This is a genomic window from Paenibacillus sp. FSL R5-0766 (genome assembly GCF_037971845.1).
GTDB lineage: Bacteria > Bacillota > Bacilli > Paenibacillales > Paenibacillaceae > Paenibacillus.
The window spans coordinates 2636793-2660841 of sequence record NZ_CP150227.1 but is presented as its reverse complement, the minus strand read 5'-3'; the positions used below and the strand labels follow the sequence as shown (position 1 = coordinate 2660841).

Below are 24049 nucleotides of genomic sequence, written 5' to 3'. Positions count from 1 at the left end.
CAAAAAGGAGGATACAGGAAACTGTATCCCCCATCCTCCGTACAAGTCCACCTGATTCTAGTCGGCGGTTGGAACCCGTAAGCCCTCAATCAGGATAAACAACGTAAGTGCTTGTCCATATCCCATCGGACTGATCGCTATATCTTTATAAAACTGAGCATCCTGCCCCACAGGTGTACCATAGGACACCTGCTGTACAACTCCGTGATCATCAATTTGTTTCAACACCGCTTCAAGCGCACTCAAGCCATTCTGGCGATAGGATTCATCCAGGTATCCATACCGGATTCCCTTGAGAATGCCGTATCCAATCGCTGCCGTTGCCGAGGTTTCTTTGTAAGAGGTTGGATCATCCAGCACAGTGTGCCACATGCCATCCTCACCTTGAAGCTTGCTCAGTGCTCTGACTTGAGCGGTTGCTGTATCCAACAGATATGCCTTTAGCCCGTCTTCGATCGGAATGATATTCAGGAAATCCATAACTCCCGCCGTATACCATGCATTGCCTCTTCCCCAATGAACAGCACCATAGTTATGATTTTCATTGAAATCCCAGCCATGATAGAACAATCCGGTTTTCTTGTTATATAGATATTTGATATGAACAAGGAACTGTCGTTTGGCTTCTTCCACCATGTCGGGTTTCTTGAAGTATACCCCTGCCTTGGCCAAAAATAGCACCGTCATAAACAGGGTATCAATCAGAATTTGACCATCATTGGCATCTCCCGTGATCATATGTTGAAACGCACCATCTCCGGTTCGCAGCAGTCCATCCATGATCCAACTGCTCCACTCCTCACAGACCTGTTCGTACTCCTTGTTTCCGGTCAGCTCGCATAATGAGATCAAAGTAAGGAGCGGAGCGCAGGTGTTCACATTTTTTTCCGGTAACCCTTCCATCAGCCTTGCATTATACCATGATTCCAGAAATTCTAGCACTTTGGGATCTTTCGTTGCCTCATGGAGCTGAAGCAAGCCATACAGACCGACACCTTGCGGCCATTCCCATAGATGTATGTCGATTAGTCCGATGGGAAACTGTTCATTGATGCTTGTGTTTTTCATAGACTCCATCGCTTGGGATACCTTGCTTATTCTCTCCTGTAGCACCATTTGATTCAGCATGTTGGTTATCACTCCCTTGGTTTCTTGCACACGATTCAGCGCTCCATGTCCAGTAACTTCAGTTGTCCCTTCACTCCATAACCTTCGTGTATAATTTCCTCTTCTTTAATAAGAAAAGGTTTGTTCATTCCCCATTGAATTGGACCATATACCGGGTCTGTTAGAGTGAGAGTTAAAGCTTGATTATCGAATTGCGGGCTTGCAGAACGAACTTGGTTGATAAAAGCGTCAAATGACCCGAATTGCTGTTCGCTTCCTGCTCTTATAATCCAGGCGTTACGCAAGCCAGGTGAAATAAGCTCACGTTTTCTTGTCACCCCGCTGCTCTCCATACTCGTCCCGTTGGCCGCATATATAGCTGCATAACCCTTATCCAAACGGGCAAAGTGCCAGTTCTCATGCCTTACCCATTCCGTGAAGGAGTGCGTAGGAAAATAAGCATGTGTCCAGTCAGAGTTGTTATCCGCAGGAATATCAAACATCATCAAAGCGATCCCCTCATGCTGAACAACATCGGGCAATACCCCATTCCCAGCCCAGAAGCAAGGTCGACCATCCCCATGCTTGTATATTTCTGCCGGATGATTCACCCAGATCAGCGCCTCAGGTGACAGAGATAAATGCTGGACATGCTCCTGATAACCTGGCTTGCCTGGACGGAAGCGAATGATTGAGGATAAGGAGTATTCCCTGGTCCGACAATGATAGAGCTTGGCGTAACCTCCCTTGCCCTGCTGATTAGCGAACACCAATTGCTGATTCTCCCCAAGCAACAGATGCTCCTGATATGCTGCTGGAGGACTGTAATCGGATAAACTCAAGGCAACATTGCTTATTGAATAATTGTTTACATTGCCAACGCCGTAAGCGATCCAGCACATTGAAGTGGTTCCCGCTGCATAACCACCCAGCAGTTCCTTCTCATAGCTGCGCCCAAACGTTGTGGACAAGACTCCTTGATGCATCTGAACGGTAATATAATAGAATAACAGGTCCATTGCCTTTTTGGCTTGCTGCCTGAGCTGTTCATTATGGGCAAATTCATAGATATGCAACAACCCAACCGCATCAATCGGAATGTATGCACTTGAATTCCATTCTGCCAATCCCTCATCCAAAAAGCGCTCAAACCATAATGCAAGCCTCTGCTCTGCTTTTTGACGGTGTACTTCACCGGATTCACCACTGTTGCTGAACGTTTCATCCCCAAACAGCTGTCCGGCTAACAGTTCATTGGTATGGAACAACAAGGCATGGTTCTCACTGAAGAACCACATCACATCATCGCCAGGTTCATCAATCCAATATCGATAGCCCAGAATGCTTGCTTTTACCCGATCCCAGAACGATTCACTGAACAGACCACTATTTCGTTCATCTCTCCAAAGACGGAACAGTCCCACCAGATAGAAGTCACTGCAATCCTTCCGTTGCTCAATCCCTTCCACACCATCAAGCAAAATGTTCTCCGCTTCTTGCAGATTACCTCCTGTTTTCAGCATGGCGATGGCCTTATGAATATTGGGACTGCCCTTCTCGGCAATACATCGCAGAGCCAGGGATTTGCGTGCTTCAATATCCGCAGCTTGCTGAGCTCCCTCATCATAGCTGGTATCATAGGATTGGCAGCCAAACTTCTTGGTTAGTACAACATTTGAAACTGAAATAGCCAGCGTGAAGTATACGTAATGATGACCGAGTTGATTCGTATGTGCCAGGACCAGGTCCGTTTCCTTTTCGGCTATGTGTATCGTCTTATTTTCGGTACCGTCAAAAAAATTGCCATACTGAATATCAACCTCTCTAACGATGTCCGGTAGAGGAAGCGGTAGCTTGAGCTTAATCTGCTCACCTTTGAAGAGATCCGAAGGAAAATAAGCCTGTTCGAGGGCTTCCTCTGCGGATTTTACAGACTCCGCCAAATGAGGAGCAATAGGCAGGGAAATCACCAATTCCTCGTCTCCCAGATATTCCACCGCAAAAGCATACATGGTATCCCGCTCAGCCAGATCCTCCCAGCAGGCATAGATCTCATTGATTCCAGCTACAAGTTCAGCTTTAATAACGATTTCCTGCTCCTTGTTACGCATGAGTGGCGCAAAATCCGTTACCATTTCCCCATTCACCCACAACGTCAGACTGCCATAGGTCTTAATCCGCAAAGAGGCGGTATGAGCAGTCGGAGAAATGAGTCTTGTCGCCGCGTAACTGCGCAGATGTGTCGGTACAAACCAAAATCCTGATTGCTCCACCCGTGGATTATTCCAAGGAGAATACAGTGCCCAAGGCATTCCGTTTTCTTCTCCAAGGAAGTCGTCTCCCGGGCTAGGAAACTCGCTCCATTGATCAAAAAATCGGTTCACAGGCTGCGTTCTCCGATGTTCTACAAATTCCTTTCTGCATGGATTCTCATGAATGGCAAAACCATCGATAAGCCAATCATTAATATCTCCCTCCATCGTTGTTGGAACAAAGGCAACAGGCTTTGTATATATGCCGCTGATCATCCAATGATTAATGACCTGATTGTGACCTAATTTCATAGGTTTATAATTCAAGGTATCCATCCCACTCCCGGTGGTATCTGACATTCAACTCATCCTTTCATTCCTGAAGTAATCATACCGCTGACAAAATACCGCTGGAAAACCATAAAAACAATGAGTACCGGAAGCATCGTGATGACGGACATCGCAAGCAAACTTCCCCAATCCACGTTGTATTCTCCAATAAAATTAGAGAGCGCAAGCTGAATCGTATATTTCGATGGATCACTAATCGCAATTAACGGCCATACAAAATCATCCCATCTCCACATGAAGGAGAAGATTGCGAGCACCGCAAGAATTGGCTTCGCTATCGGAAGAATAATGCTCCAGTAAATTTTCCATTCGCCCGCTCCATCCATCCGGGCAGCTTCCAACAGCTCATCCGGTACGCTCAACAAATACTGCCGCATAAGGAACACACCTGTTGGGGTTGCTGCTGGCGGGATAATAATCGCGAGCAGGCTATTATACAACCCCAGTGCACTCAGCACTTTGAATATAGGAATCATGATTACCTCAATCGGAATCATGAGTGTTGAGACAAAAGCAATTAATATGATCGCGCTTCCGCGGAAGCGATATTTCGCCAATGCAAAACCTGCCATGGAGTTAATCAATAACAGTAGCAGCGTTGAGCTTACAGTTACGATCGTACTATTCATAAAATACAAGCCAAAATCACCTTTACTGAATGCCTCCTTGAAATGCTCGAAGGTGATTGGCTGCGGCCATAGCTTGGGAGGGAAGCTGTACAGATCGCTATTCGTTTTCAAAGCAGAAATCACGACCCACAGGACAGGCAGGAGCCACACCACTGCGGCAACACTTAACAGACTGTAGATGAAGATTTTGACCATAGGTTTCATTACCATTACGTAGCCCCTCCTTTTGATAGACGGAATTGCAGAGCCGAGAATCCACCAATAAGGATAAACAGTATCACCGACATGGCACTGGCCAGACCGAGCTCCTGTCTGTTAAAGCCAATCTCATAAATATATTGAACAATATAGGTGGTATCTTTGCCCGGACCACCACCTGTAAGCGCAAACATAAGTGGAAATGCTTTGAACGCATCAATCAGAGTCAGCATAACAACAAGCAAGCTTGTGGGCTTCAAAAGCGGGAGCGTGATATAGCGAAACACCTTCATTCCCGTTGCCCCGTCCAAGCGGGCAGCCTCATAATAATCCGTAGGTATAGCCTGCAAACCCGCGATAAAAATGACCATGAAAAAGCCTGCACGTGACCATACTGTCGCGATGATTACAGCCGTATTTGCCCAAAAGGAAGAGGTTAAAAAACCTACAGGTTCCACACCAACCACGGTTAACAGATGATTCAAAATGCCAAATGAATCTCCGAAAATCCACTTCCAGGTCAATCCTACGATAATGTAAGAAATCATGGTCGGCCAGTAAAATACGGCCCTGAAGAACCCGCGCATTCTAATCTCGCGCGCAAGCAGCAAAGCAATGCCTAATGCTGCTGCATATATTAGCGGGACAACAATTGCTGCATAAATCCCCGTTCGTCCGATGGTCGACCAAAATTCCCGATCTCCTATAATTTTGATATAATTGTCCAGCCCGTTGAACTTCATCGGGTTCAATCCATCATAGACATGGAAGGAATAATATAGGCCCAATAAAGATGGAAATACGATAAAGGTTCCAAAGATCAGGAGGTTGGGTAATATAAACAGATAAGGAGCAATAACGAGCTTCCTGTTCTGTTTTGCCAGCGTATTTTTGTTTAATCGTTGTCCTTCACTCATCTGCTTGCCCCTTCCTTATGCGTTATTCGAAAGAGAGGCTTCACAGGAATCGCTAAGCCCCCGTATACGAATGAACCACATGGCTTTACGTTTATTGACTGCCAATAGCCTCGTTAATCAGCTTGGCTGTTCGATCCAATGCCTCCTGCGGAGTTGCCTTATCGGATAGAACTTCAACAATATTATTTTTCAGGTCCGTTGAAATTTTGGATATAATGGTCTGTCTGGACCAGTCATTAGCTGCAAGAGGTGAACTGTTCTTCAGTTCATCCGCGAAAATTTCAAACATCTCCTTGCCGAATTCATAATTCAATACAGAGCTGTCCTTCCGAGGACTCATAAACAATGATTCCTGGTTATATTTTGAATTCACTTCTTTGGACGTTAAGTATTCAATAAATTCTGCCGCCTCCTGCTCATATCCGCTGCCTTTGAAAGCCATCAGAAACTTCCCGCCGGGTACTGAAGAACGTTGTGTTCCTTTTGGCATATAGGTGACTCCCCATTCAAAATCGGTGATATCCTTGTAATTACTGATCATCCAGTTGCCAGCCCAGTGGGTAGCCACCGTCCCGGAACGGAACAGGTTGTTTGGATTTTCCCCTCCGAGCCATACGGATTCGGGCATGATCCCTTCTTGATGAAGCTGCTTGAACTGCTCCATGCTGCGGATTCCGGCTTCACTGTTAATCGCTGCTGCAGTGCCATCCTCTGTTAAGATGCTTCCGCCATTCTGATACAAAAGAGTGGACCATCTATGCGGTGTGACATCCCATACCATGCCATATCGTGCTCCGCCTTTGTCCATAACCTCTTTTAACGCAGCTGTGTATTCATCCCACGTCCATACCTGGTCAGGAGAGGTCGGTACTTTGACGCCAGCTTTATCAAATAAGGTTTTGTTATAAATAAGCCCATTCGCTGTAACATCCATAGGCGCCGCTACCAGCTTGTCATTAATAACATAATAAGGTTTAAGTGAGTCAATAAATTGATCCTCGAATTGGTCCGCATTGTCCACGTAAGGTGTCAGATCAACCGCCTGATTAGCAAATGATCCAGTATCCGTGACCCGGCTCAGGGCAGGTGGCTTTCCACCGGATAACATTGTTTTTAATTTGGTTTGGATATCCTTGAAGCCAACTTCAATCAGGTTGATTTTAACCTTGGTATTGGTCTGCTCATACTCTTTAATGATTTCCTTGATGACTTCTCCTTCTTTTCCGTCAGAGAACCACAGGAAATCCAGGGTTGTTTGTTTTGGGTTAGCATTGGTACCTGAATTTCCGCAAGCAGTCAATACGATGAGTAACATGACCAATACCATGCTAGTGATGAGCTTAAACGTTGTTCTTCTTGTCATATCAACATCTCCTCGGAAGGTTCTAATGAATTTTGGCTTCGTTGAGCAATTCACTTTTACGGAATAACTGTGGTGATACACCCACATATTGTTTAAAGGCCCTGCTAAAATATACAGGTGTGTTAAAACCTAGCGTCTCAGATATGGACAAAATCGGCGCATCCGTAGACAGCAACAATTTTTTGGCCTCTGCAACTCTTTTCCGTATAACATAATTGCTTATGGTATATCCCGTTGTCTCTTTGAAAGAATGACAAATGTAGTACTTATTCAAATGGAGTGTTTTGGACAGTTCATCCAATGAAACATTCTCCGTGTAGTTCTGGTTTAAATAATGAAGAACCCGGCTTACGCTTGTTTGCTTCTGGGAAGAACATAAGATAGGATTGGCGGATTGCTCACTGGTCGTTTTCCGGTAAATCCGCAGTAGCAATTGGGTAAGACTTAATTTGACCATTGTTTTGTACCCTGTATTTCCTGCCCCCATCTCCTCCTTGATTCCCTTAAATATACCTGTGATATGCTCACGCTCCTCTGGAGGCCAATGCACCAATAACCCATTGGGATGACGGAATATGGACATCAGATTCTCTAACTGACTGACAGCAAGCATGTCCAAAAGCAATAATTCCGTGAAATTGACGAAACTTCGCTTGTACACGATTTCTCTTGAAGGATTGATTCGGTGGGGCACACCGCCTCTGAATATAAACATATCTCCAGGCAGCGGCTTATATATTCGGTCACCGATTAAGAAGGTTGCATCTCCTTGAATAAAATAATGTATCTCATACCCATTATGCGTATGAACAGGCCATTCATCCTGAAAATTATCTGCTTCTGATCGCACATAAACTTCATTTTCCTGCAAAGCAATATTCGTCGGGGTGTGTATGGTTAGCATCAGTAAAGATCTCCCTTCCCAGAATATAAAAAGCAATATAGTTTAATAATTTACAATGATAGCGCTTTACAATGAATTGTATCACAGTTATTTCGATCTAATCCGAACAATATTGCTGTATTGTTGATCACAATTGTTGAAAATGAATAGAATGGAATTCATAGGGATTCGAAAGATGGACACAAAAAAAACCGCTGTCCAGCCCGTAGGCTATCACGCAGTCCATTAGCATTACCTTTCAAACCCATTCATCCCAATGGTTTTCAAGAAAAATGACTTCTTTCTCATAGTGGGCCAGATGACCCTCTTCGACCATCTTCATAAAAGCGACATCTCCATCAGCCGCACGATCAGTCAGTGTTTTACACATGAAACGGATACGGGATATGACCCAATCCTTCAAATCTGCTGGAACACTCAGCCCGTACGTAGCCATAAATAAGGCAATCCGTTCTTTCCGAATAGTTCCGTGCGCCTGGCTGGCGTATGGCATTACACCCTTTCCGTCCATATCTGGTGAGAAATCTGCGAGTGGAACGGATGTATACAAGACATAGGCGATATCCCACATTCGCGGACCCGGACCCGCCATATCAAAATCAATAATGCCTTGAGGACGGCCATCCTTGTACACCACATTATACGGCGCAAAATCGTTATGACATACAACATCATCTTCTGTTATGCCTGGATATCTGTTCGTTGAAACTGATGTTGTTGTAAATCCAACGGTCGCATCATGGTAACTTCTCAACAGTTTTGCGACTTCAATCAAAGATTCGTCTGACCACATATACTCTTCTAGATCAGGGTAGTCATTGCCTGGAACGATGCCTTCGAGGTAAGAGAGCGTTTCTCGCCCCTGTTCATCTATTCCCAGAAATCGAGGGGCATGATCATAACCAACTTTTTCGAGATGTAAAAGCAATTCAAGCACATATGGATTTGGTTTCGCATGCCGGCGAACCGTCTCGCCTATTCTGACGACCTGATTCACATTACCTCCCGACAACACTTCCTCCTGTTCGGCCAACTTTCATCCCTCCTCAAGCTAAACTTCCTTGTTATGACCATGATTACGATTTTTCTTATAACTCCCCGGGAATCCCGCGACCAATAGTATGAATCCAACGAAGAACATGAAGTATACGAGTAGACCTGTTGGATGCTCGTTCATCTGAGCAAACTGGGGTACGTTCGTCCCTCCTGACGCATATCCTGCTTCTACTATAGCGACAGAGACTCGGATTGAAATTCTCTCCATCGTTGAAATAAACACACTGCCAAGCATGAGGACTACACCCAAAATCTTGTTAATATTATTCATTTCACGCCTCCTACATTAACCGCACACTTTTTATGAGGTTACTACTTAATGTCTTTCGATTCTCTAGTCTATATTCCTGCATGTTATATTAACAGTCCGTTCCTATATCATCATATCAAATAGCGGTGTCATCACTGACGCCGCTATTAACGCTCTCTGTATAAGTTACGTAGCTACCACTTGGTGCAGATCCATACTATTTTCGAAAAAGGCTGACCGTTCAACATAATACAGATCATACATCTGTTCATTCATATTAATCCGTTGATATACATCTGGATACACATCATTGGCTAATTTTACATAAGGCAGTTTTTGTACCGCTTTTCTGGATCTTATATTCTGCTTGCGTATCTTCATAAATACCGTTTCAATCCCATGTTCCAGAAACAATTCAACAAAAAAGGCTGATTTGGCTCTTTGGCTATACCCATTTCCAAAAAACGGTGATCCAATCCATGTGGCTAAAAAACCGGTTTGATGCTCAATATGATATAGATCAATGGTTCCAATAGGCTGCCCTGTTTCATTCAAAATCGTTCGAGAAATCACCGTTTTTTGCTCTTCTTCGGCCATCAATTGTTTGGTCAGGAATAGATATTCCTCATACGATTGGCATGCATAACGAACGTAGGGAAAAACTGCGGGGTCCATCATTAAGCTGTACAGTGAAAGGCATTCCTGCAAATCACGTTTTTTAACATTCTGTCTACCACCTAGTCCTTTTAGTTCGCTATATCAAGCAAATTAAGTATATAAAAGCTATTGTGGGATTTAATGAATTCTGTATGTGGCTTATGTAAAATGCATTGGTAAATGTTGTTCAACTTTATCTCTGGGTAGCACAAAAAACGGCATGTCCCTTTTACAGGAACACGCCGTTTACACGGATACAGCCAGACAGTAATTTATTGCATACCTTGCATGATGGCATTAATGATATTTTGCTGCGTCACGGTTTTGTTCGAACGGTTAAACAAGGCGAATCCATGTTGACCGTTATGCCCGTTATCCCAATACACAGGAACCATTTTGTATTTCTTGGCTTTTGCTGTAACTGCTTTGGCATAAGCAGCACGATATACATTGTTGCTGGAATCGTAGGACGTTTTATCAATGGAACCGAACTCACCAATCACTACGGGATAGCCCTGAGCCACAAATTTGTCGTACATGGACTTGAACTGTGATTCAAGATAATCCTCTTGTCCCCAAGTAGACTTTTTGGCAGGATTCGTAGAAGTTGCACCCCACTGTGTGATATTACCGTTTTCCTCACCTGCAAAATCCCACGGAGAGTAATAATGTGCCGAGATCATGATTCTCTTCTGCGAACTAGGAATAGCCGAGGATCTGTAATTATCTGTCGGAAGAGCAAAGCCATAATTACCAACAGTGTAGTCAATATTGGTATTCCAGCCTGGAATCAGCAACCATCTGGCATTGTTGTTACCTCCAGTCTGACGAACCGTATCCACGAAGATTTGATTGTATGCGTTCAGATTGGCGTAATAAGCCGAGTTTGGATTGCCATAGTTACCATCGAATACTTCGTTCATGGATTCGAAAATAAGACGGTCATTGTAGTTGCTAAACTTGGTGGCAATCTGCTGCCACACCTTCTTATATTTTTCCTTAATGGCAGTCTGATTGCCACCATTCACGAGTAGCCATCCACCCTGTACGGAATTATACCCATCACCATGAATATTGATGATCACATACAGACCTTCATTGTACGCATAATCCACGACTTGCTGAATTCGATTCAGCCATGCCGCATTGATTGTATAATTGGGAGCGCTTCCAATGTTGCTCAAATAGGAAACGGGAATACGAATGGATTTGAAGCCTGCCGCTTTCACCTTTTTGATTAACTCTGGAGTTACCGCAGGATTGCCCCAAGCTGTCTCATTCGGTGTACCGTTCACCGATGCTTCCAGCTGATTGCCGAGATTCCATCCTGCACCCATCTCAGCCACCACTTGCGAAGCGTCTGCTGCTGATGCTTTAGGGCTCCATCCGGTAAAGGCCACGGCAGCCACTAACACAAGCGCCAAGCTGCTGATGCTGAATTTCTTCCATTTTTTGAACATAACCATACCTCCGCTTATTCTATTATTTTTAACAAGCAGTGCAGTTAATCTATCCATACAGATTGAATGATTCGAGAATACGTGCCTCCTCTCTCTATCGATCAAACAAATGAATTCTTCGTTCACCACCAACATAATAACACATTTATGGAAAATAAAGCGATATCTTTATTGTTTTTTGTGACTATTTACTACAAAATAATCCATCTATCCGTTCAAGTGGATTGCTTGGATTTGTTCTCTATCAAAATCAATAATCATGATGTGATCGCGCAAAATATGATCTCCGCATGATATTGTTGTGCCGTAGTCGGCTATACTGTTAAATGTGATATCCACACGATAGACTTCAATCTCATTAAACCAATTCTGATGTACTTTTTCCTGAAGTTCATTCTCATAATAATCTCGAAAGACAGTCTCACAAGTTGAAAACCACTTAATGTAATCTTCTATTTTATGAGCAATTGAATCTAACGGTGTATTAGTGGACACATATATTCGCACGTCATTTAAATCCTCATCCTGTATGCAATGTTTAAATATTTGCACAGTATTTTGCAGAGTGTAACACCGGTAACTCTCATCACTCTCTTCTTCAAGCTCAATGAATTCATTTAACAATATGATCTTACTCCTCTCAATGCATATTAAAATAGCTCATTTAACCACTTTACGAATTTTTCTTTCTCTTCAAACTGTGGGTAATGCGCCGACTCGTCGAATACAATGAAGTCTTTGATTGGTGCATCCAATACATCAAAATAATCACGTGCTGCCTTCGCAGTGGTCATATAATCATATTTACCCGTTACAAAATAGGTAGGAATCTCCAGATGATCAACAATTTCGGGTAAATTATGATCAAATGCTTCCCTCAGTAAGATGTCTTGTGAACTGAACAGCCCTGAATAAAAGCGAATCATATCCAGCCCATTATATTCGGGATTTAAAAGGAATCCTGAAATATAATCTCTATTCTCGTTGATTAGTCTGGCTGCACCACCGTACTTTTGCAACAAAATTCTAGGCGTAAGTTCCTTTCCTTGCTCGATCGAGCTGCGGATTAGCTCCAGTTTTTTAACATCTTCTTCATTACCGGCTTGTTTCGCTTGCTCGTACGTGTACTCCAAACTTTCCAGTTCGCTCTGAAGTGTATTAGCCATCTGTCCAATGCCTATATAAGCGTGAAACTGAGCAGGTGCTTTAGCCGCAGCTTTCATCCCGATGTATGTACCAAATGAATGACCAATTAATATAACCTTCTCTTGTTTTAACTCCTTAGATACATAATCCCTTAACGCTAACAAATCATCTACTAATACATCTGTTGTGAGATTCGAGTAATCCTCAAAAAAGTGATAGGACTTTCCACTCCCACGTTGATCGTAATGCACCACCGTGAAGTGTTGCTCAAGCTCTTTCTGATACTTCCTTACGTATGGAATCTCCGAGCACCCCGGCCCGCCATGCACAAAAATCAGGATAGGGTTAGTCCGATCAACACCCCTGATCATGACTTCATGTCCTGTACCGTTAATTTCGACCTGTTCTAACATGCTGATGCTGTTTTCACCTTTAATTTTGGGTGTCCATGTGGGAAATATCAGAGCTACTATAACCATTAAAATAATACTGAATATGCTGTATTTGAGTGTTTTACGTATTTTTTTGCGCATGTAATGCTCCCTAAATATAAGTTTCATTTGTAATTCTACCAACGGTTCCTTTATCGTAACGGATACAACAATTCAACGGGTTCTATCATCAGCTCTTCGTGGAAGATGTAATTGTGATCGGCTCCAACGATACAGAGGATTCGTTTTCCTGGATGAGCTTCAATTGTATTTTTGACTCTTTGAACCATAATCTGATTACGGACCACCCAGCGAAAGTTCTGTGCCTTCGCGTTTACCTGATGCAACCATTCATATTTTTGTCTGGTTACACGATCGAACTCCTTTGAATTAAAAGGAATCTCGCCAAACTGATACGTCTCCATTTGCTCTGCAAACCAATGATCATCCCGTTGTTCAAGTTCTTTGCGTTCCACGTCCGAATAACCGTTGAATGGATCAAAAGCATTCCACACATCCAATTCAAACCAGTCAATAGGGACAAATGGGATGTTATGCTCCTCGCATAAAGGGAAGACCAATTCCCAATACTCACTGGCTGGTTCTCCCCAGTATCCTCTATCATGTTTGTCCTTAAGATACCTCAACCAACTCTGCGGATGAACTTCACCACAAATGAGATCTGGTTTAAACTCAGTAATCACATCCTTGTAAAGAGAAAGGGAACAACGATATCGCTCCCTGAGTTCAGGATTATGAATGGTTCCGAGTATCCCAACCGTTGTCATGTGCCCAGCTCCTTTATCATATGTATATCGTTCGGCTCTTTGTCATAGAGTTCTTGATCAATCTCACTTGCAATCTGACTGCCCTGACTTCTATAAAAGGATACCGCTGATTCCGTCTCTGTGGAGGAGATATACAGATACTGTGCACCACGTTTCTTAGCCTCTTCACCTAACTCGTTTAGAATACGTTTTCCAACGCCTTGTCTTCTGTACCCGCGTGAGACATACATCAAGTCAACTTGTAATTGATTTCGTTCTTTTCCTCTATATTGATGTGCCAGTACTCCAAATCCGATTAATTGATCGCCAGCAAACGCGCCATATGCCATGCCACCTTGTTCTAATTCGTACACATATCGATTTTGAATCTCTTTCAAAAGCATCTCATCCCAGTTTGAGCATTCATGATTTTGTTCAAGTTCAACCAATCGGTTCTCTCTCATTTCATAAATGAGATCAATATGTTCCGAACGATCTATTTCCTGCAGCTGATTCACATCATCAAGGGTCAACGTTCTATACGTTATCATGGTTGTTGCCATCTCTCCTTCCTCATGTTATTTCTAAGATCCTATGGCTTTATAGATCGAAGTCTGTATTTATCAAAGACCCTTTTATCGTACAAAATAGTGTATTCCTTGTTCTCTTCAATTAGTTTTGACATATCCATTGGAACGGCTATTGTTGTTCGCGATACTTAAATCAGCTTATTTTAATTTCAGGTAACTCATTCAAATGATTTATTTCGATAGTGTATTTCTTAAGCTTATGGTTCTCAAGTCCATCCCATCTGTCTGAGAAACGATAAAACATATCTCCGAAGTTCATCCCTTCAGGTAATACATCCACAAGCTTTATTTCATCGATTTCAGACTCCGGTAAGCTCTCCAGCAATTTAACCTCAGCATAAGAGACCATACCCAAGCTCCCATTCCATTCATATACACCATAAGGTATTAATTCGAAGTGTACTGCCCCTGTCTCTTCATAGAGTTCTCGACTTGCCGTGTGTAAAATGGTTTCCCCTATTTCTTTGTTGCCTCCTGGGATCTCCCAACCTCCTCTTTTCCTATTTTTTATAATGATGAATTTATTATTGTATTTAGCGATCATAACTGCAAAATTGATTAACTCCGGATCAAGTTCATCTAGATCAAACCAGTGGCTCATGTTATCTCTCCCATAAACAACTATTCTTTCAATATATAATTGTTAAACCATTGAAGTGGTAACAAGCTATCATCGGATATAATCATTGTGAATACCGCAACCAATCCTCGCTTTTGGTTAACAAAGATATATTGCCCTCTGAAATGCTGGGTCTATCATTCTATTGCCAACCTGTAGATCACTTCATCATCTGAATTGGTTCTGTTCTCACTAATGAAGGACATGCTCTTGTACAACTTCTGTGCTATTTCGTTATCCCGTTCAACCGTTAATGAAATAACCTTGCACAACGGATGCTGTTTCGTAATGTAATCTAGAATGGCTCTTAAAGCGGGCTTTCCCATTCCTTTACCTTGATAAGATTTATCGAGTTGAAAACCACCAATCCAGTAATTATCTGTACTATCTGGCGTATAACTCAGATAAAAGAAACCAAATACCTTACCATCAATCTCAAGTACGTAAGGATCAAACGCTTCATCCCACGGTTTTATATAGGCGTAAGCGATCCCCTCAATAACAGATGGAACTAATGAGACTTGGTGTTCATACAAAGAGATCTTCAGCGCCTCTTCCCAATTCTCTCGTGTGACTGGTTGTATCTTGATATTCACCACTGTATCTCCTCTTTCGATAATCTTTGATTACCTCTAAGGTTCTTTTCACTTTCACTTACAACCACTTCCAAATGATGTTCAATCAACTGTATCACTTGTTTTTTATTCTTCGTGATTGTTGCAGTCTTATGGTTTTTGTTAATTGTACATATAACTTCTTCTAAATTATATTGATGGTTCCATTTCACAATCATCTTGCATAAGTTCTTGAAGGACTGCTTGTAATTCCACGGTTGCAAACCCATTCTGGACAATACAAACCTTTTTATAATCCGATAATCTCTAATGAAAACATTTGGAGCTAATACAAAAATCAAATCCGCTTCCTGGATGGACTTAACGGTCCAATCTTTGCACTGCACTCCTTCTACAATCCAAGCCTCTGAACTGACAATAGATTGGACCAATTCATCCCTAACACTTTCAGGATATCTCAGATTTTCGGCGCTTCTGTCCCATATGAGATTGTCTAATTCATAGGAAGGAATACCATATTTATCCGATAATTCTTTGGCTAATGTTGATTTCCCACTGCCACAAGATCCAATAATTCGTATTCTCATACATATTCTTTCTTCAGAAATGCATAGATGACATTATCAACAAATCGATTTTTCCAATAATAATGTTCTTTCAATATGCCTTCTTCACTGAACCCAATTTTCTCAAGCAACTTCCTTGATCCCGCGTTCTCTGGCTCTACAAATGCTTCAATTCTGTTTAATTCAAGGTTCTTGAATCCATATTCAACGATTTTCTGAGTTACCTCGGTCATGTAACCCTGCCGCCAGAACTCCGGTGCTAACTCATATCCCAACACAGCTTTATGATGTTGTTTCATCCAACCATGAAATCCGCATGTTCCAACAATTCTGTTATCCGATTTCAAAGCAATTCCCCAGCGGATGACCTGACCATTCTCGAATCGTTCAGTCCATCTTTGTATGAGTTCTTCTGCTTGTTTTGTATTCTTAAAACTTTCTACATCGTAGAATTTTGTAACTTCATCTGAAGAAAAAATATGAAATATGTCTTGGGAATCACTCTGTTTAATCTCTCTTAACAGCAGTCCTTTGGTTTCAAGTTCAGGAAAAGGAGTCATATTCACTTCACCTCAATCGAGTACACTGCTACATTTTTCCCAATGATGTCTACGTCCTTCTCGTGTTTCATGCCATTCTTTTGCGCGACTTTCATAGAACCCACATTGCCATGTTGAATTAAAGATATTAATCTTTTCTGCTTCAAGTGATCCATGCCATATTCTTTCCACGCTTTTGCTTGTTCATATCCGTAACCCATTCCCCAGTATTGCTCTATAACCCAGTAACCAACTTCAAGCTCATCAGTGCCTTCAATGATTTGAGGAATCAGTCCAGAGGTTCCAATTAACTTGTTATCCTCTTTATTAAATGCGAGGAACAGCCCTTTATCGTCTTTATTCCAGTTGATGAACTTTTCCAGGCTTTGCATGGTTTCTTCCTTGGTCCAAGGTCCTCCATGTCTTATAAATTTCATCATATTGGGCTCACGTGTCATCTCAAAAAGTAAATCGAAATCATTTTTAGTATATTTCCGAAATATAAGTCGTTCTGTCTCCATCTTTCTCTCAACTCCTTTTTCATTCATAAGATGTAATCATATTCATAAACATTCAAATATCATGGGGAAACGAACTAGAGTGTGTCTTCAAACTCAGGCAAGTGAACCGTGATGGGTGCCAGCTTACCGTCCGAAAATTGCTGAAGTTCAGAGTGACTGATGCTGGCGAATCGCCAGGCGATTTTCTAAGGAACACAGGACATCTTATTCGGTCTTCAGGTCCTCTTTTAGAATTGTAAGGAACATGAGACATTTTATTTCCCAAAATCATCTGACAAAAACAAACAAAAGGCTATTTTTTCTGGTATAGCGTGTCTCAGATTCCTTAGATTTCGGAGGGCGTTTCAAATCCCTCAATAAGACGTGTCAGGTTCGTTAGCGTTTAACCCCTAACACTAAACTCAACGCTATGCTAATGCATAACAACGAAAGCATGGGAAGTTCTATCAAACCTTAGCAGTTAATCCCATGCTCCTTTATCACCAGACCGATAGTTTTGTCCTCGCATCATTCTCATCCGTTAAATATGCGAGAGATTCAAATCCCTGTCTATTTATATGTTTATATAATTCCTCGACTTTTTCTAGATCTTTACAATAAACCGTGACGTAGATACTATCGATCACAAGAAGAGCCATCTGACACTCACTCTCCACATAATCTTCATAGGTGATTACATCTGTTACTTGTGTGCCTTTTGGAAATGCTTTTAAATTTGCAAATATTAAATAATACTCGTTGTTATCAATAACCTTCTGTAATTCTTCTCCATTCATACCAATAATCATATTTGGAAAAAGACTATCCCCTAACGTATCATCAACAACGAAATAGGACTCCTCCTCACCAATAAACCAATCGAAATTAGATACTTCCATTGGTTTTAAAATCTCCCCAAGAAAGCGACCATAGGCATTTGGTATTTCAAAACGTATTCCTCTGTTCATCTGCTCACCCTCTTATCATTTTCAATTCAAAGCATAATAACAGTTCAGTTATTTCACCCGATACTTCTCATTATTTATAATTCCACTTACTATTTCAGGTAATTGTGCTTCTGTAAAATGATTAGTACACAGCTTGTTATCTACTCTCAGATCCGGATGATTTTCAAACTCATCCAGCAGAATTATACTTCTTTCTTTCATTTGATATTCTTCCGCTCTTAGACGGTCTCTACGAATAATGGTTTGACGATCAACCATTAATACAACATAGATTATGCGAACATGATAGTCTGCCAATTCTGTCATTAATCCATCAATGTCTTCCGGAAAGGCCACATAGTCCAGCACTACATCGTATTTATAATCCAATAAGTTTTTCACTAGACTAGATATATTTTTCCAAGTTAAGTCATTTGTATCCTTATCAAGCCAGGGTTTACCTCGCCCTTTGACCGGAAAGTGACTAACTGCATCTCCAGAAATGTAAGCACTTTTATCTAAAGTCTGAACCAGCAGCTTGGAAGTTGTAGATTTCCCTACTCCAGGGGGTCCAGATATAATATATAGGTTTCTACTCATTTCGTATTCTCCTTACAATATCTTTTGGAAACTTCCAATATCCAGTTTTCTGTCGAATTTATATCCGATCTCTTTAAACAGAGCACATTGTTCATAACCATTTCTCTCAAATAATGATTTACTTCTTGTATTCTCCATGCAAATCGTCGCAATTAAGGTATGGAATCCTTGTTCTTTTGCAATCTTCTCAATAAAATGTAGTGCTTGTTTCCCCAAGCCTTTTCCCAAAATATCGGGTTTTAAATATATGGTGACTTCACCACAAATATCATATGCCTGTTTACTCTTATATTGGGTGATCAGAACATAACCCATCATTTGATCGTTTTCGAAAATTACGTAAGTTTTATACCGTGTATCCTTGTTCATCACAGAGGATTTAATCTGATCAAGATCTAATTCCTCCGTATGAAACGAAATCGTTGTATTCATTACATAATAGTTATAAATCTCTCTAATTTCAGGGAGGTGCTGTTCGGTTACCTCTTCAAAAGTCACAGTCGTCAAGTACGATACATCCTCTTCAGTTCATTTTCTTCAAAATAATTTCGATGATTTCACTGGTCTCCAGATGATCGGTAATAATGCGAGTTTGAAATTGTTCATCCTTGAAAGCTTCAACACACTTTGGTGCTTGTTGATATTGCCAGCCTCCATATTCATCCCCTCGTTTAGCCAAACGATGATAAATCGTTTCTTCTGTAGCCGTTAAGCAAAAATGATGAATGTCCTGATCGATCTCTTTCAACCCGTTATAAATATAATGAAAGTTTTCCTCTTTATAGATGGTCATGGGGATAATTAAGTGTCTGTTGTATTTCTGCTTTACTTCTTTTGCCGTCTTTACGGTTAGAATTTTCCAAAGTTCGATATCTTGAAAATCATCCGTCCGTTCCCTCTCCTCTCTACAATTCTCCGGGAGAAGTTTTCTCAGCATATAACCTATTTCTTCAGGATCGTAGATCATGCTATTTGCAATTAAGGGCTGAAGTGCTTCTGCTGCAGAAGTTTTTCCCGAACCAAACGCTCCGTTTATCATAATAATCATTTGATCCTTTCACTCCCATTCAATGAAATTTTTCAATAGAAACAATTCTTTTCATATACAATTTCATCCATTATAAATGTTTTCCTTCTACTTTTGTGTTACAAAATGGCTAAAAACATGATGAAATCCCATTGGGTCAACCCAACGGGATTTCATTATAGTGCATTATTTTTCAATCAACCTAAGCTTGTTAATGTATTTCCAAGTAATCGATGTATATATCCCATGTCCCGTCATCGGCTGTTACAACCAACTCAATGACCTGATTTCCCGTCCCATGGCTAATATTATTCAGGGTATAAACCGCTGGAGCGCTTCCGCCAAAGTAAAAGGTTCCCTTCGTCTGTCCGCCAATCTTCAAATCAACTCTAGCCATGTTGGCATTGTTTGAAGCTCCACGAAGCGAGAAATTATGAGTGCTCGTTGCAAAATTCTGAGTGTATTTAACCAAATCATTGTTGGCATAAAGGACCACACCATTGAAAGGAGAACTGATATTGCCGGTGTATTGTCCTCCTTTGGTCATGTTCTCAGCTTCCACTTTTGTTCCGTTACTCGGGGGATTAGTAGTGCCATTATCGGGTGCGACTGCCCGACCGGTAGTTGATGAGATCATGCCGGAGCATAGGCCACGATTCTTCAGATTTTGTGCAATCTGCGGAATGGCCTGAAGTGTCGTCTGGTACTGATCATGCATTAAAATGACGTCACCACTTTTCATCGTGTTCACAGCTGCCACGATCTGGGCTGCGCTGGCACCATTCCAGTCTTTGGAATCTACGTTCCACAGTACTTCCTTCAGGCCGTTTTGGCTCACAACGGATTTCAAGGTCGCATTTGTCGCACCGTAAGGAGGTCTGAACAGTTTAGGTGAACTTCCGGTAATGGACTGGATCGTCTGTTGTGTCCGAGTAATCTCTGACGACATCTGAGAACTGTTTAATGTAGTCATATTCGGATGTGTATAGGAATGATTGCCAATCCACATACCAGCCGCCACCTGTGCAGTAACCAGAGATTTATTATTTTGCGCATTTTGTCCAACATTGAACATCGTTGCCCGTAAGCCAGCCTGCTTCAACGCATTAAGCATGTTTGTTGTATTTCCAGTTGGGCCATCATCAAACGTCAGACCTACATAACCATTCGGACAACTTGCATCTGCAGCACGAGCATCGGGCACCGCCGGAATAGAAAACAAGGTACCGAAAAGTGCGAGAGATATTACCGCCTTTGCCAGCTTTACTTTGAACATAAAATTACCTCCTCATATTATATTCACAGCACAATACCTTCTACACTCCCTCTCTTTATCGGACTTTCACCCTCGAAAAAAGCGCTTTCAAATGAACGTAATCCACTGCGTCCTTTCTCATAGATAAGAGCTTTAGTTCAAGGTGAGTTCAGTATAAACGATACCTCTATTTAAAGTAAATTGAATTTTATCCAAAATGTTCTATTTTTTTACGAATTCTAGAATCGCCTGTTGTACATCTCCCGTTTAGCACTCTCCTGTGTAAAAATATCCTCCGGGGGCACCATGCGCTTTGGCAGTGTACGCCCTGCAATAATTTCTTTTGTAGCCTGCATAAGCTGAGGACCAAGCAGCGGGTTACATTCCACCACAGCATTGATTTTCCCACTCGCCAGAATTTCAAGTGCTTTGCGGGAGCCGTCCACCGAGACAATGATAATGTCCTCTCCCGGCTTCAGCCCAACTTCTTCTATCGCTTGTATGGCGCCAAAAGCCATTTCATCATTATGGGCAAAAAGAACCTGCGGCCGTTTGTGTTCCGGAACCTGAAGGAATTCTTTCATCACTTGTTTGCCATTGTCCTCCGTAAAATCGGCAGGAGCACTTTGTGAGAAGATGATATCTGCTCTGGTGTCGAAAATGCTTCTAAAGCCCTCGCCACGCTGGATGGAGGGTGTAGAACCACTCGTGCCTTGCAGTTCGGCAATCCGTATCAAACCCGGATGATTTCGCATCCGATCCTTAATGTACTTCCCGGCCTTCACACCTTCCTCATAAAAGTCCGATCCAATCGTTGTCACAAAAAGTGAAGTGTCCTTGACATCAACGGACCGGTCTACGATGATCACAGGTATACCTGCATCCCTGGCTTCCTGAAGAATACCATCCCAGCCCGATTCCACGACTGGTGCAATGGCAATGACATCTACCTTTTGCCTGATGAACGACCGAACAGCCTCGAACTGTTTCGTCTGAGACTGTTCTGCATTTTTTATGACAAGGGAGATTCCCGATTCAGCCGCAGCATTCCGAATAGACGTGGAGTTTGCCAAACGCCAGGCACTCTCTCTGCCCAGTTGTGAAAAACCCAAGACAATCGGTTTCGTAGAGGTATCCCTTGCTACCGCTGATTCCATCCATTCCTCAACGGAGGGAAGAGTTTCTAAGTTGTTAGACGAGATGGGAGAAGGAACAGATTCAGACTCAGGGGCTGTGCAACCGACAAGCAGCAGTAGAATGAACAAACACAACCAGTTCACATGTCTTCTCACTCACGTATCCCCCATCTCCATATTTCATTTAATTCGATCAACTTAATGCAGTGATTTCGAGGATACTCGCCGCCCGCTAAGAAGTCGCTGGAACAAAATAAAAACAAACAGCATCAGGCCAATCACAATCTTGGTCCACCATGAGCTGAGCGTACCTTCAAAGCTAATTATAGTTTGGATAGCCCCCTGGATCAATACACCAATAAAGGTTCCCGCCACATACCCCACACCACCTGTTAACAAGGTGCCTCCTATTACAACAGCCGCGATGGTATCAAGTTCAAGACCCATGGCGTGTAATCCATAACCGGATAACATATAGAAGGTGAAGACAACACCGGCAAGCGCGGAGCACAAACCGCTGAACGTGTACACCAGGATTTTGGTACGTGCAACCGGCAGTCCCATGAGCAGCGCGGATTGCTCGCTTCCGCCGATGGCGTAAACGTTGCGCCCGAACCGGGTGTAATGTGCCAGGTAGATCGCGAGCAGTACAATAACCAGTGCAATAATCACATTAATGGAGACAAAGCTGCCCCCTGGCAGGGAGATTTTCGCCTGCGCAACCTGTGTGTAAAATGGATTCGTAATGGTAATGGTGTCGAGACTGATGACATAACACAACCCCCGCGCCAAAAACATGCCTGCCAGTGTCACGATGAAAGGCTGGATTTTGAAAAAGTGGATGATCGCCCCCATGACTGTGCCAAACAACGCACCCATCACAAGCACCATAGGTATAACGATCGCAGGCGACCACCCTTGCTTCTCGACCAGACTTGCGCTAATGATGGTCGTCAGCGCAATGACAGAACCTACCGACAGGTCGATTCCTCCCGATACAATCACAAAAGTCATGCCAATCGCCGTGATAATCAGAAATGCGTTATCAATGAGAAGATTAAGCAGTACCTGTGTGGAGAAGAACCCCGTATACCGGAAAGAGCCTATGGCAAACATCACGGCCAGCAAACCGAAGGTGACAAAGACCGGGAGATACTTACGATTAAGAAACATGGCGGTTAACCCCCTGTTCGGCTGGAAACTTCCGTTTTTTCCAACGGATCACCATGGAATTGCGGAATGAATCGGATTGAATCAAACATACGGCCAGTACAACAAAGGCTTTGACAACCAACGTAACTTCTGGCGGGACTCCAATCATATAGATCGTCGTTGTTAAGGTTTGGATAATGAGTGCTCCAACGACGGTACCCATTAGATAGAAACGACCACCATTGAGCGAAGTGCCCCCGATGACTACAGCAAGAATGGCATCAAGTTCATACCACAGACCTGCGTTATTGCCATCCGCACTGGATACATTCGAGCTAAGAATAAGCCCGGCAATGCCGGCACACAGACCACAGAAGACGTATACCGTGAGAATAACTGTTTTTGAACGAATACCTGCCAGTTGGCTCGCGTTTGCGTTACTTCCAACCGATTCAATAAACAGTCCAAGTGCCGTTTTTCTCGTCAGCAATGAGGCAACAAGCAGCACAGTTAATACGATGAAGATGGAAAAAGGTAATGCTGCAAGCGAACCTGCCCCGATATAGGCGTAGTTCGCGTTGGATACAGTAATAATCTGTCCACTCGTAATCAATTGCGCAATCCCACGTCCGGCTACCATCAGTATAAGCGTTGCAATAATGGGCTGGATTCTGGCAACCGAAACCAGCGCCCCGTTCCATATGCCCAAGATCAGTGAGAGACCTATAGATAATCCAAGTGCACCCAACACAAGCCAGAGCGAACTCTGATCCACTCCTCTGCTGATGCTCATACAAGCCACGGCACCGGAGATTGCTACAATGGAGCCTACAGACAAATCGATACCTCCGGTCGCAATCACCAGTGTCATACCGATCGATACCAGAATTAAAGGCGCTCCAAAATTGAGAATATCAATCAAGCTGCCATACAGATTCCCTTCACGCATGACGAGGGAGAAGAAATCCGGAGAGTACAGCAAATTAAAGATTAAAAGTAAACCAAGCATACATAACGGCCAAAACAAATGATGTTTACGCATCTTGCCCGCCATC

General features: G+C 42.6%; 27 protein-coding genes. All 27 read right to left on the bottom strand.

Annotated elements, in window-relative coordinates:
- Positions 1-57: 57 nt before the first annotated feature.
- The 27 genes from MKY66_RS12180 to MKY66_RS12050 all read right to left on the bottom strand — a co-directional run bounded on the left by MKY66_RS12180 (position 58) and on the right by MKY66_RS12050 (position 24048).
- Positions 58-1128: a glycoside hydrolase family 88 protein gene (locus tag MKY66_RS12180; RefSeq protein ID WP_076216230.1), complete on the bottom strand. Its 1071-nt coding sequence runs from the start codon at positions 1126-1128 to the stop codon at positions 58-60.
- Positions 1129-1163: 35 nt separating this feature from the next.
- Positions 1164-3671, bottom strand: coding sequence for a hypothetical protein (locus tag MKY66_RS12175; RefSeq protein WP_339807144.1), 2508 nt, complete (start codon positions 3669-3671; stop codon positions 1164-1166).
- A 53-nt stretch (positions 3672-3724) separates the two neighbouring features.
- Positions 3725-4549, bottom strand: a complete 825-nt coding sequence (locus MKY66_RS12170; protein ID WP_017688979.1) for a carbohydrate ABC transporter permease — start codon at positions 4547-4549, stop codon at positions 3725-3727.
- The gene (locus MKY66_RS12165) at positions 4549-5454 is read right to left on the bottom strand and encodes a sugar ABC transporter permease (protein ID WP_036609058.1); all 906 of its coding nucleotides are present in this window, start codon (positions 5452-5454) and stop codon (positions 4549-4551) included. The genes MKY66_RS12170 and MKY66_RS12165 overlap by 1 nt, the downstream gene beginning before the upstream one ends.
- 91 nt (positions 5455-5545) lie before the next feature.
- Positions 5546-6817, bottom strand: a complete 1272-nt coding sequence (locus MKY66_RS12160; protein ID WP_076216234.1) for a sugar ABC transporter substrate-binding protein — start codon at positions 6815-6817, stop codon at positions 5546-5548.
- Positions 6818-6839: 22 nt separating this feature from the next.
- Positions 6840-7721: an AraC family transcriptional regulator gene (locus tag MKY66_RS12155; protein ID WP_076216236.1), complete on the bottom strand. Its 882-nt coding sequence runs from the start codon at positions 7719-7721 to the stop codon at positions 6840-6842.
- A 238-nt stretch (positions 7722-7959) separates the two neighbouring features.
- The gene (locus MKY66_RS12150; protein WP_076216238.1) at positions 7960-8754 is read right to left on the bottom strand and encodes a phosphotransferase; all 795 of its coding nucleotides are present in this window, start codon (positions 8752-8754) and stop codon (positions 7960-7962) included.
- Positions 8755-8772: 18 nt separating this feature from the next.
- Positions 8773-9048, bottom strand: coding sequence for a hypothetical protein (locus MKY66_RS12145; RefSeq protein WP_047842597.1), 276 nt, complete (start codon positions 9046-9048; stop codon positions 8773-8775).
- Between the two features lie 165 nt (positions 9049-9213).
- Positions 9214-9705: a GNAT family protein gene (locus tag MKY66_RS12140; protein WP_076216240.1), complete on the bottom strand. Its 492-nt coding sequence runs from the start codon at positions 9703-9705 to the stop codon at positions 9214-9216.
- A 251-nt stretch (positions 9706-9956) separates the two neighbouring features.
- Positions 9957-11144, bottom strand: coding sequence for a glycoside hydrolase family 5 protein (locus tag MKY66_RS12135; protein WP_143760390.1), 1188 nt, complete (start codon positions 11142-11144; stop codon positions 9957-9959).
- A gap of 207 nt (positions 11145-11351) precedes the next feature.
- Complete coding sequence (locus MKY66_RS12130; protein ID WP_083657361.1) at positions 11352-11768, bottom strand: hypothetical protein; 417 nt, start codon at positions 11766-11768, stop codon at positions 11352-11354.
- A gap of 26 nt (positions 11769-11794) precedes the next feature.
- Positions 11795-12823 (bottom strand): alpha/beta hydrolase, encoded by a 1029-nt coding sequence (locus MKY66_RS12125; protein ID WP_076216244.1) that lies wholly within the window; start codon positions 12821-12823, stop codon positions 11795-11797.
- 50 nt (positions 12824-12873) lie between these two features.
- Entirely contained in the window at positions 12874-13509 is a 636-nt protein-coding gene (locus MKY66_RS12120; protein ID WP_076216246.1) for a hypothetical protein, read from the bottom strand.
- A complete protein-coding gene (locus tag MKY66_RS12115; RefSeq protein ID WP_179088582.1) occupies positions 13506-14051 on the bottom strand; it encodes a GNAT family N-acetyltransferase in 546 nt (181 codons plus the stop codon). Before MKY66_RS12115 ends, MKY66_RS12120 begins: the two co-directional genes overlap by 4 nt.
- Before the next feature lie 160 nt (positions 14052-14211).
- Positions 14212-14679, bottom strand: a complete 468-nt coding sequence (locus MKY66_RS12110) for an NUDIX domain-containing protein (RefSeq protein ID WP_076216248.1) — start codon at positions 14677-14679, stop codon at positions 14212-14214.
- A gap of 155 nt (positions 14680-14834) precedes the next feature.
- On the bottom strand, positions 14835-15293 hold the full coding sequence (locus MKY66_RS12105) for a GNAT family N-acetyltransferase (protein ID WP_076216250.1): 459 nt from the start codon (positions 15291-15293) through the stop codon (positions 14835-14837).
- Complete coding sequence (locus MKY66_RS12100; RefSeq protein WP_076216252.1) at positions 15290-15859, bottom strand: hypothetical protein; 570 nt, start codon at positions 15857-15859, stop codon at positions 15290-15292. Before MKY66_RS12100 ends, MKY66_RS12105 begins: the two co-directional genes overlap by 4 nt.
- The gene (locus tag MKY66_RS12095) at positions 15856-16398 is read right to left on the bottom strand and encodes a GNAT family protein (RefSeq protein WP_076216254.1); all 543 of its coding nucleotides are present in this window, start codon (positions 16396-16398) and stop codon (positions 15856-15858) included. The genes MKY66_RS12100 and MKY66_RS12095 overlap by 4 nt, the downstream gene beginning before the upstream one ends.
- A gap of 2 nt (positions 16399-16400) precedes the next feature.
- Positions 16401-16898 carry a GNAT family N-acetyltransferase gene (locus tag MKY66_RS12090; protein ID WP_076216256.1) on the bottom strand — a complete coding sequence of 166 codons (498 nt, stop codon included), beginning with the start codon at positions 16896-16898 and terminating at the stop codon, positions 16401-16403.
- Between the two features lie 479 nt (positions 16899-17377).
- The gene (locus MKY66_RS12085) at positions 17378-17845 is read right to left on the bottom strand and encodes a DUF2691 family protein (protein WP_076216258.1); all 468 of its coding nucleotides are present in this window, start codon (positions 17843-17845) and stop codon (positions 17378-17380) included.
- Between the two features lie 48 nt (positions 17846-17893).
- Positions 17894-18424 (bottom strand): AAA family ATPase, encoded by a 531-nt coding sequence (locus MKY66_RS12080; RefSeq protein ID WP_076216260.1) that lies wholly within the window; start codon positions 18422-18424, stop codon positions 17894-17896.
- 12 nt (positions 18425-18436) lie between these two features.
- A complete protein-coding gene (locus MKY66_RS12075) occupies positions 18437-18922 on the bottom strand; it encodes a GNAT family N-acetyltransferase (protein ID WP_256704344.1) in 486 nt (161 codons plus the stop codon).
- Between the two features lie 25 nt (positions 18923-18947).
- Positions 18948-19472 carry an AAA family ATPase gene (locus MKY66_RS12070; protein ID WP_076216264.1) on the bottom strand — a complete coding sequence of 175 codons (525 nt, stop codon included), beginning with the start codon at positions 19470-19472 and terminating at the stop codon, positions 18948-18950.
- A gap of 190 nt (positions 19473-19662) precedes the next feature.
- Positions 19663-20727, bottom strand: coding sequence for a polysaccharide deacetylase family protein (locus tag MKY66_RS12065; protein WP_076216266.1), 1065 nt, complete (start codon positions 20725-20727; stop codon positions 19663-19665).
- Positions 20728-20945: 218 nt separating this feature from the next.
- The gene (locus MKY66_RS12060) at positions 20946-21998 is read right to left on the bottom strand and encodes an ABC transporter substrate-binding protein (protein WP_076216268.1); all 1053 of its coding nucleotides are present in this window, start codon (positions 21996-21998) and stop codon (positions 20946-20948) included.
- Positions 21999-22040: 42 nt separating this feature from the next.
- Positions 22041-23015 (bottom strand): galactofuranose ABC transporter, permease protein YjfF, encoded by a 975-nt coding sequence (gene yjfF / locus MKY66_RS12055; protein ID WP_076216270.1) that lies wholly within the window; start codon positions 23013-23015, stop codon positions 22041-22043.
- Positions 23005-24048 carry an ABC transporter permease gene (locus tag MKY66_RS12050; protein ID WP_083657362.1) on the bottom strand — a complete coding sequence of 348 codons (1044 nt, stop codon included), beginning with the start codon at positions 24046-24048 and terminating at the stop codon, positions 23005-23007. Before MKY66_RS12050 ends, yjfF begins: the two co-directional genes overlap by 11 nt.
- Between the last annotated feature and the right edge of the window lies 1 nt (position 24049).

Bases quoted from the DNA above. Each gene is read 5' to 3' on its own strand.
- MKY66_RS12095 (WP_076216254.1), bottom strand. From the start codon at position 16,398: ATGACTCCTTTTCCTGAACTTGAAACCAAAGGACTGCTGTTAAGAGAG.
- MKY66_RS12080 (WP_076216260.1), bottom strand. From the start codon at position 18,424: ATGAGTAGAAACCTATATATTATATCTGGACCCCCTGGAGTAGGGAAA.
- MKY66_RS12115 (WP_179088582.1), bottom strand. From the start codon at position 14,051: ATGGCAACAACCATGATAACGTATAGAACGTTGACCCTTGATGATGTG.
- MKY66_RS12100 (WP_076216252.1), bottom strand. From the start codon at position 15,859: ATGAGAATACGAATTATTGGATCTTGTGGCAGTGGGAAATCAACATTA.
- MKY66_RS12155 (WP_076216236.1), bottom strand. From the start codon at position 7,721: ATGCTAACCATACACACCCCGACGAATATTGCTTTGCAGGAAAATGAA.
- MKY66_RS12110 (WP_076216248.1), bottom strand. From the start codon at position 14,679: ATGAGCCACTGGTTTGATCTAGATGAACTTGATCCGGAGTTAATCAAT.
- MKY66_RS12050 (WP_083657362.1), bottom strand. From the start codon at position 24,048: ATGGCGGGCAAGATGCGTAAACATCATTTGTTTTGGCCGTTATGTATG.
- MKY66_RS12090 (WP_076216256.1), bottom strand. From the start codon at position 16,898: ATGGAGACAGAACGACTTATATTTCGGAAATATACTAAAAATGATTTC.
- MKY66_RS12145 (WP_047842597.1), bottom strand. From the start codon at position 9,048: ATGAATAATATTAACAAGATTTTGGGTGTAGTCCTCATGCTTGGCAGT.
- MKY66_RS12180 (WP_076216230.1), bottom strand. From the start codon at position 1,128: ATGCTGAATCAAATGGTGCTACAGGAGAGAATAAGCAAGGTATCCCAA.
- yjfF (WP_076216270.1), bottom strand. From the start codon at position 23,015: ATGTTTCTTAATCGTAAGTATCTCCCGGTCTTTGTCACCTTCGGTTTG.
- MKY66_RS12065 (WP_076216266.1), bottom strand. From the start codon at position 20,727: ATGTTCAAAGTAAAGCTGGCAAAGGCGGTAATATCTCTCGCACTTTTC.
- MKY66_RS12175 (WP_339807144.1), bottom strand. From the start codon at position 3,671: ATGAAATTAGGTCACAATCAGGTCATTAATCATTGGATGATCAGCGGC.
- MKY66_RS12160 (WP_076216234.1), bottom strand. From the start codon at position 6,817: ATGACAAGAAGAACAACGTTTAAGCTCATCACTAGCATGGTATTGGTC.
- MKY66_RS12135 (WP_143760390.1), bottom strand. From the start codon at position 11,144: ATGTTCAAAAAATGGAAGAAATTCAGCATCAGCAGCTTGGCGCTTGTG.
- MKY66_RS12140 (WP_076216240.1), bottom strand. From the start codon at position 9,705: ATGATGGACCCCGCAGTTTTTCCCTACGTTCGTTATGCATGCCAATCG.
- MKY66_RS12120 (WP_076216246.1), bottom strand. From the start codon at position 13,509: ATGACAACGGTTGGGATACTCGGAACCATTCATAATCCTGAACTCAGG.
- MKY66_RS12085 (WP_076216258.1), bottom strand. From the start codon at position 17,845: ATGAACAGAGGAATACGTTTTGAAATACCAAATGCCTATGGTCGCTTT.
- MKY66_RS12125 (WP_076216244.1), bottom strand. From the start codon at position 12,823: ATGCGCAAAAAAATACGTAAAACACTCAAATACAGCATATTCAGTATT.
- MKY66_RS12165 (WP_036609058.1), bottom strand. From the start codon at position 5,454: ATGAGTGAAGGACAACGATTAAACAAAAATACGCTGGCAAAACAGAAC.
- MKY66_RS12170 (WP_017688979.1), bottom strand. From the start codon at position 4,549: ATGGTAATGAAACCTATGGTCAAAATCTTCATCTACAGTCTGTTAAGT.
- MKY66_RS12070 (WP_076216264.1), bottom strand. From the start codon at position 19,472: ATGATTATTATGATAAACGGAGCGTTTGGTTCGGGAAAAACTTCTGCA.